At 68.9% G+C, this 5,297-nt stretch carries 7 protein-coding genes; 2 read left to right on the top strand and 5 right to left on the bottom strand.

Annotation, left to right across the window (positions count from 1 at the left end; genetic code table 11):
- The 3 genes from ACFWF3_RS23095 to ACFWF3_RS23085 form a co-directional block, all read right to left on the bottom strand.
- Positions 1–399 (bottom strand): pyridoxal-phosphate dependent enzyme (locus ACFWF3_RS23095; RefSeq protein ID WP_379315233.1); only part of this gene is annotated, 399 nt, incomplete at its 3' end.
- A complete protein-coding gene (locus ACFWF3_RS23090) occupies positions 396–1,223 on the bottom strand; it encodes a hypothetical protein (RefSeq protein WP_379315232.1) in 828 nt (275 codons plus the stop codon). The genes ACFWF3_RS23095 and ACFWF3_RS23090, both read right to left, overlap by 4 nt.
- Complete coding sequence (locus ACFWF3_RS23085; RefSeq protein ID WP_379315231.1) at positions 1,220–2,497, bottom strand: ATP-grasp domain-containing protein; 1,278 nt, start codon at positions 2,495–2,497, stop codon at positions 1,220–1,222. The genes ACFWF3_RS23090 and ACFWF3_RS23085 overlap by 4 nt, the downstream gene beginning before the upstream one ends.
- A gap of 102 nt (positions 2,498–2,599) precedes the next feature.
- Here ACFWF3_RS23085 and ACFWF3_RS23080 point away from each other — a divergent pair, with 102 nt between their 5' ends.
- Positions 2,600–4,024, top strand: coding sequence for an amidase (locus ACFWF3_RS23080; protein ID WP_379315230.1), 1,425 nt, complete (start codon positions 2,600–2,602; stop codon positions 4,022–4,024).
- Between the two features lie 46 nt (positions 4,025–4,070).
- On the opposite strand, the gene ACFWF3_RS23075 is transcribed toward ACFWF3_RS23080, so the two are convergent.
- Both ACFWF3_RS23075 and ACFWF3_RS23070 read right to left on the bottom strand, forming a co-directional pair.
- Positions 4,071–4,301, bottom strand: a complete 231-nt coding sequence (locus tag ACFWF3_RS23075) for a hypothetical protein (protein ID WP_378994717.1) — start codon at positions 4,299–4,301, stop codon at positions 4,071–4,073.
- Between the two features lie 212 nt (positions 4,302–4,513).
- Complete coding sequence (locus ACFWF3_RS23070) at positions 4,514–4,954, bottom strand: MarR family winged helix-turn-helix transcriptional regulator (RefSeq protein ID WP_379315229.1); 441 nt, start codon at positions 4,952–4,954, stop codon at positions 4,514–4,516.
- An 80-nt stretch (positions 4,955–5,034) separates the two neighbouring features.
- Here ACFWF3_RS23070 and ACFWF3_RS23065 point away from each other — a divergent pair.
- A partial coding sequence (locus ACFWF3_RS23065; protein WP_379315228.1) for a cupin domain-containing protein occupies positions 5,035–5,297 on the top strand: 263 nt, incomplete at its 3' end.

The following is a 5,297-nucleotide window of genomic DNA, read 5'->3' as shown; positions in this document are numbered from 1 at the left end:
GAGCAATGCGGCCAGCCGATCCAGCCGCGCCTGCTGCCAGCCGCCGGAGGGGTGTGGTGCGGTGACCACGTCGAGCGGGATCTGAAACGCCGAGAACAACGCGCGCAGATCGGGTTCCAGCTCGTCGTCGACCACCAGCAGCACCGGATGGCCCAGTGCTTTGCAGGCCAGCGCCAGGCCCAGTCCCAGCGTGCCGCTGGTGGATTCGATGATCGTCGCGCCCGGCGCGAGCTCACCTCTCGCCGCAGCGGCGCGCAACATCGACACTGCCGCACGGGCTTTCATGCCCGCTACGCTCGCTGCCTCGAGTTTCGCTGTGTACCAGCTGTTTCCGGACGAAATGGGCACGGCGGGTGTGCCGCCGATCAACTGCAGAAGCGCGGGTTGCGGGGGTGTCATGACAGCTCTCGGTAGGTGACGACGGCACTCGGTCCGCCGTCGAGGGAGAAGAACGGGTAGGGCTCGGCCGAGACCGCGTGCACGCCCGCGCCCAGGAACCAGGGCAGCACCGCGCTGCCGGTCTGGGCGAACAGCACCAGCGGCAGGCCGCGCCGGTTCGCCACGGCCCGGAATTCGTCGAATGTCTCGTTACCCAGCGACATTCCGGTGACCAGCAGCGCGTCGTAGTCCGACGGAGCGTCGGCGACCGACTCGAACACCGGCTCACCCCATTCGGTGACGCCACCGGCGAGGTCGCACGGCAGATACGTGATGGCGCGCGCCCGCAGTTCGGCGAGCAGCGAACCGACGACGCCCACCACCAGTACCCGCGACACCCCGGCGGGCAGCAGGTCGACGACGGTGCTCGCCCGGCGGCGCGACTTCGTCAGCGAGGTCGGCCCCTCGATCACCACCTGTTCGCCCTGCACACCACCCGCGTGCGGATGCGGACGCACGTGCATCAGATAGGCATCGAGCGCGGCGATCCGGACCGCGGGCACCGGATGCGCGAGCAGTTCGTCGATCGTCGCCGCGACACAGCTGTCGACCAGATCGTCGGCGGCAGAGCCGGGTTCGAGACCACATGAGCCCACCGCCGCGCCGACCCGCAGGCTCAGCACCTCGTTGCGGTATCCGCGAGAGCGGCCCGCGTGCCGGGTGCCGTAGGCGGTGCGAAACGCCGTGGACGCGTGCAGGGTTGCGGGTTCGGGTCCGAGCCTGCCCCGGCGCGCCCACGTGATGAGCTCGGCGACGGAGTCGGGGCGCACAGCGGCGGCGATCATCGCGCAGCGTCGAGGTCGAAACGGAGATCGGCGATCAACCGCTGTGCGAGATCGCCGGTGGTGCGGTGCGTGTCGTCCACCACCATGACGTGACCGAGATAGGTGTTGTTGTCGGTCGCGGGGCGCACCTCGGTGCCGGGATCCGCCAGTTTGCGCTCCACGATCCTGGGGTCCGCCGCCCAGTTCTGTGCTCCGTCCACCGTGGTCAGCAGGCCGGTATCCGTCGGAACCGCGAACGCGACGGCCGCGCTGGCGATACCGGTCTCCCGGGGCGTGACGTCGGGCTCGCCGCCCGCGACAGCTTCGGCGTGCACGGCGGTGAGGTCGATTCCGGTGACCCGTCGCACCAGTTCGGTGATGCGATTCCCGGCGGGGCGGGGGTTCACCTCGATCAGGCGGGGGCCGTGCGCGCCGAGTTTGACCTCGGTGTGGGCGACGGTCGCGTCGAGACCGAGCGCGGTGATCGCCGCGACTGCCAGCTCGGCCACCGCGGTGGAATCTCCGGGCTCGAGGGCCGCGGGGAACATGTGGCCCGACTCGATGAAGGCGGGGGCACCGGTGATCCGTTTGTCGGTCACTCCGATCACCGTCGTCCGCCCGGCGACGGTGACGGTTTCCACGCTGAATTCCGGCCCGTCCACGCACTCTTCGAGCAGGACGAGTGCTGAGCGGTGCTGTCCTCGGGCGTTGATCGGGAATCCGGCGATGGCATCCACCGCGACGCGCAACTCGGCCTCGTCGCCGACCCGGCGCACGAACATCCCGCCGCAGAGGTCGACCGGCTTGACCACCAGTGGATAGCCGAGTTCGGCTGCGGCGCCCACGATCTCATCCCATTCCCGCGCGACGGCGAAGGCGGGACCGGCGACACCGGCGGCACGGCAGATCAGCCTGGTCCGGTACTTGTCGCAGGCATCGGCCACCGCGGTCCGGCCGGGCCCGGGCAAGCCGAGATCGGCGGCGATCGCGGCGACGGTCGGCAGATAGTAGTCGCACGAGGTGAGCACGCCGTCGAAACCGAATGCCGCCTGCAGTTTTCGTACGTACGGCAGCAGTGTCGACTCGTCGTTGGTGTCGGCGGTGAACACGTTGGCCGCCCCGAGCAGGGGATGTGGCAGGGGTGTTCCCGGCCGCAGGTAGTGCCCGAGATCTCGGGTCAGGAAGCTGAATTCGTGGCCACTGTCCTCGATTCCCGCCGGGAGCAGGGTGCTCATCGAACCGACCCAGCTCTCCACCATCAACAGGTGTCCCACATGTCCTCCAACCTCGAGCAAGATGCTAATGATAACCATTATCAATAGAAATGCGATAGTCGAGAAAGGTCAGCAGGTTCGTTACTGCTGCGAAGGGACCCGGGCTCGCATTACGCTGCGGATATGAGCTCTGCCGTGCACGGATTCACCGACGATGCCCTGGGAACGTTGGACGCGGTCGGTGTCGCCGCGGCGTTGCGCGCGGGGGAGGTGAGCCGGTCGGAGGTTCTCGAGGCCGCGATCGCCAGGACGCGGCGGGTCGATCCGAGGCTGGACGCGGTGCAGGTGACGTGCTTCGATCGCGCGGCGTCGGCGCCCGAGACCGCGGGGGTCTTCGCCGGGGTGCCCGCGTTCGTGAAGGACAACACCGATATCGCGGGGCTGCCCAGCTGCCACGGCTCGGCCGCGTTCACACCGCATCCGGCCACGGTGACCAGCGGTCCCGGCGCGCAGTTCCTGCACTCGGGCGTGATCGTGCTCGGTAAGTCGACGCTGCCGGAATTCGGGCTCACCGCGAGCACCGAATTCACCGATCGCGCGCCGACCCGCAATCCGTGGAATCCGGAGTACTCGGCGGGCGCCTCCTCGGGCGGTTCGGCGGCACTCGTGGCGGCCGGGGTGGTGCCGATCGCGCATGCCAACGACGGTGGCGGCTCGATCCGCATTCCCGCCGCGGCCAACGGTCTCGTCGGCCTGAAAACCACCCGCAACCGCCTGCTCGACCAGCCCGGCGCCCGCAAACTGCCGGTGCATCTGGTCGCCGAGGGCGTGGTCACCCGCTCGGTCCGCGATACCGCGCACTACCTGGCCGCCGTGGAACGATTCGGCGCGAATCCGGCGCTGCCGCCGGTGGGGCTGGTCGAGGGGCCGAGTGCGCGACGGCTGCGGATCGGCCTGATCACCGCCGATGTCCTCGGCCGACCGGTGCACGCCGACAACGGCGCGGTCCTGGCCTCGGCGGCGAAGGTACTCGAAGGTCTCGGCCACGAGATCGTCGAGATGCGGCTGGATGTGGATCCGCGCTTCGTCGAGGACTTCAAGCAGTACTGGGCGGTGATGGCCGCGGCGATGGCGCTGTCGTTCCGGCTGGGCCACCGCGGGTACTTCGATTCGCGCAAACTCGACCCGTTCACCACCGGTCTGATCGGGCTGGCCAAGCGCAATCCGCTCGCGGTGGCCGCGTCGACGTGGCGGTTGCGCGGGGGAGTCGCGGCCTATGACCGGCATTTCGCCGAGGTCGACGTGCTACTCACCCCGGTGCTCTCGCATCCCGCGCCGCGCATCGGCGAGCTCGCGCCCGGCCAGCCGTTCGACGCGCTGTTCGCCAAGCTCGCCGACTACGTCGGCTTCACCCCGCTCAACAACGTCGGTGGGGGACCCGGCATTTCGCTGCCGCACGGCCTGGTGCCCAGCGGTCTGCCCGGATCGATCCAGCTGGCCGCGCGCCGTGGTGACGAGCGGACGCTGCTCGACCTGGCCTACCAGCTGGAAGCGGCGAGCCCGTTCCCGCGGATCATCGATCGGGCTGCTGCCGCGGGTGCCGCCTGATCATGTGGTGCGCACCGCGCTGATCAGGCGCTCGTCACCGCGTTGATCAGTTGTTGCGCGCCGCGACATTGATCGGGCGCAGCCGGCCCGGGCTGTCGGTGCCCGCGTCGAACGCCCAGTGCTCGCCGTCCCAGCCGGGGTAGTCGGCGCGCCATCGATCCACGAGGCGGGCGTCCTCGAGCGAGGCGACCACGCCGGCCGAACCGGTGTACTGCAGCCGCTCGTACTTGTGCCGAGTGACGGTGTCGACGGTGTGAACGGTGACCAGGGCTGACATTGACCCTCCGGGATCGAGACGAACGGTGACGTGACGAGTGCGCTACCCGGACCGTCGGCCCGGGTGCTGCGGTGGCGCGTCACCGCTCGATCCGAGAGTATGCCGCTCGCCGTGACACCGCGCAGGTTTTGAAAATCCAGTTCTTCGGATTGTTGGGTACCCGTTATGCACATCGTCGGTTTGCAAGATTTGGTTACGGCGGTGGTGGCGGTTCACCAGCTCGGGCGGACTCGCCCCGGGGTGACGACGCGACCCAGCGCCTTGCTGACCTGGGTGAGGGTGGTTGCGCCGAGGGTGTCCGACCAGGTCTGGGTGAACTCGGCCATGGCGGCGTCGGCGGCTCGCGTGCATGCCCAGCCGCGTTCGGTGAGGGTGATCAGGCGGGCGCGCGCATCGCGCGGGTGTGGATTGCGATCGGCATAGCCCTTGGTGACCAGCTCGTCGACCAGCTGACTGGCTGCCTGTTTGGTGACGCCGAGGTGGTCGGCGATCTCCCCGACCGTCGCGCCGTCGGGCGCCATGCGGACGAACGCGAAGCCGTGCGTCGGCCGGATGTCGGTGAATCCCGCCGCGGCGACCCTGGCGTGCACCGCCTCGGTCACCTCGGCCGCTGCCGCGAGCAACAGGAGGGGGAGGTCTGCGTTCACGGGCACGACAGTCATTCTGGCACTTGACACAATAGTCAATCTACTTGACTATATAGACAAGTTGCTTGACCTTATGGAGGTTTCGAATGCCGGTGATCCGTTCCGCAGACGCGCAGGTGCACGAGGTGCACAACGCCCGCTTCACGTCCCTCGTCCGACCCGGCACCGGCAGTGCCGAGCTGTGCGTCTGGCAGACCGAGGTTCGGGCCGATTCGGTCGGCGTGCCCCATCGCATCCTGGGTGAGGAGGCGTTCGTTGTGCTGTCGGGCGAGGTGACCATGACGATCGACGGCGAATCCACGCCGATGAAACCCGGTGACGCGGCGGTCGCGCCCGCCGGTTCGATGAT

The sequence above is a fragment of the Nocardia sp. NPDC060220 genome (assembly GCF_042727815.1).
In the GTDB taxonomy this organism is placed as follows: Bacteria; Actinomycetota; Actinomycetes; order Mycobacteriales; family Mycobacteriaceae; genus Nocardia.
Note: the sequence above shows the minus strand (reverse complement) of the source record. Positions and strands in the feature narration are given on the sequence as shown.